The sequence below is a fragment of the Pseudomonas sp. NPDC088885 genome (assembly GCF_044750025.1).
Classification (GTDB): Bacteria; Pseudomonadota; Gammaproteobacteria; order Pseudomonadales; family Pseudomonadaceae; genus Aquipseudomonas; species Aquipseudomonas rustica.
The window spans coordinates 1-1,078 of the sequence record NZ_JBIVJB010000263.1 but is presented as its reverse complement, the minus strand read 5'-3'; the positions used below and the strand labels follow the sequence as shown (position 1 = coordinate 1,078).

The following is a 1,078-nucleotide window of genomic DNA, read 5'->3' as shown; positions in this document are numbered from 1 at the left end:
CGACTTCCAGCTCGTCGATGAAGTTGCGCATGATGTCGCCGGTTTCTGCTTGCTGCTTAGCCTGGATGACCGATTCGGTCATCACGTTCAGGGTCCAGCCAGTCAACTGGCTAGCCAGACGCACGTTCTGACCACCGCGACCGATGGCCTGAGCCAGATTGTCTGCGCCAACGGCGATGTCCATTGCGTGGGCATCTTCGTCAACAATAATTGCCGCAACCTCAGCCGGGGACATGGCGTTGATCACGAACTGAGCCGGGTTGTCGTCCCAAAGAACGATATCAACACGCTCACCGCCCAACTCACCCGACACTGCCTGGACGCGCGAACCGCGCATACCGATGCAAGCACCTTGTGGGTCAATGCGTTTGTCCTTGGAGCGGACGGCGATCTTGGCGCGCGAACCCGGATCACGGGACGCTGCCATCACTTCAATCAGGCCTTCAGCAATTTCCGGCACTTCGATGCGGAACAACTCGATCAGCATTTCCGGCGCGGTACGCGACAGGATCAGCTGCGGGCCGCGGTTCTCGGTGCGGATTTCCTTGAGCAGCGCACGCAGACGCACGCCGACACGGAAGGTTTCGCGAGAAATGATGTCTTCACGGGCCAGCAACGCTTCAGCGTTGTTACCCAGATCGACGATCACGTTGTCGCGGGTGACTTTCTTCACGGTGCCGGAGATGATTTCTCCCAGGCGCTCGCGATAAGCGTCGACCACTTGAGCGCGCTCGGCTTCACGCACTTTCTGCACGATGACTTGCTTGGCAGTCTGTGCAGCAATGCGGCCGAACTCGATGGATTCGATCTTTTCTTCGACGACGTCGCCAACGTTGGCACCCGGATGCGTTTCAGCAACCTTGCTCGGCCAGGTTTCGATGGCCGGATCGTCGAGATCATTCTCTTCGACGACCGTCCAGCGACGGAAAGTTTCGTATGCCCCGGTGTGGCGGTTAATTTCCACACGCAGGTCAACTTCGTCTTCAAAACGCTTTTTGGTAGCAGTGGCCAAAGCCAGCTCCAGCGCTTCAAAAATTACGCTTGCCGGTACGCCCTTTTCATTGGATACCGACTCAAC

Annotated in this window: 1 protein-coding gene; it reads right to left on the bottom strand. The window is 57.7% G+C overall.

Going from position 1 to position 1,078, the window contains the following annotated elements:
• The coding region (nusA, locus tag ACIP1X_RS29105; RefSeq protein WP_400756004.1) for a transcription termination factor NusA at positions 1–1,078 on the bottom strand (1,078 nt) is incomplete at both ends.